Raw genomic sequence first — 850 nt, forward strand, 5'->3', positions numbered from 1 at the left:
GTGTTATCTTATATAAGTAAAAGGTTTAATAAGACCATCTGGATTACAGAGTTTAATTATTTTAAAGGTACAACAAGTGCAAATTTCGCAACTCAGAGCGACTATATCACACAGACCATTAAAAAGATACTGGATCAGGGAATCATTAAAGGGCTTTTCATATATGAATTATTTGATCAAACTTATTTAAAAGCACGTTACCCTTTTGAAGCATGCTATGGTCTTATTTATAAAGACAGCATGGGTCGTTATATTAAAAAGGATGCCTACCAAAGCTATAAGCAAATAGTTGGAAAATAAATCTCAGGATCTTCCAAGGCTTACAAATTGCAAACATGAAATCCTATTCATCAGCATTTAATCTGAATGAACTAAGAAGTGATCTGTTGTTACAGATTAAGGAGTGGTTAAAGAAAACAAAATTTATAATCAATGACGCTAAAAAGGGATCCGTCAAACAGCGCGAATCTGGCTCAGCACGGATGTCTGTGTCATATATTACTCCTATGATCAAATCAGGCGATAAGCACTCAGCAAGAAATGAAGAAAAAGAAAACTTTTTTTTACTGATAAGCACAATTGATCAGCAAGAGAATTTAAAAGTATTATTGAGAGCATTCTCATCTAAAGAAATAAGAGGTCATAAATTAATCATCGTAACAAAAGAAAAAAGTGAATCATTTCATTTAATTGAATGGGTTAAATCAACCAATGTTACCATAATTAATAGTTTCGACAAAGAGTTGGTTGGCTACCTTTTTAAAAAAGCCAACGCGTTTATCAATTGCTCATCCAACGATCTTTCCAGGCTAATTATCATTGAAGCTATAAATAATAATTGTCGTTTAGT

The 850-nt window shown here is 32.1% G+C and carries 2 protein-coding genes; both read left to right on the top strand.

The genetic code is table 11. The features are described 5' to 3' along the window. On the top strand, positions 1-300 hold a 300-nt coding region (locus tag AC1DRQ_RS31895), incomplete at its 5' end, for a glycosyl hydrolase (protein WP_477430224.1). Positions 301-335: 35 nt separating this feature from the next. Next, on the top strand, positions 336-850 hold a 515-nt coding region (locus AC1DRQ_RS31900), incomplete at its 3' end, for a hypothetical protein (protein WP_477430226.1).

Source organism: Mucilaginibacter sp. P4_E8 (genome assembly GCF_056401495.1).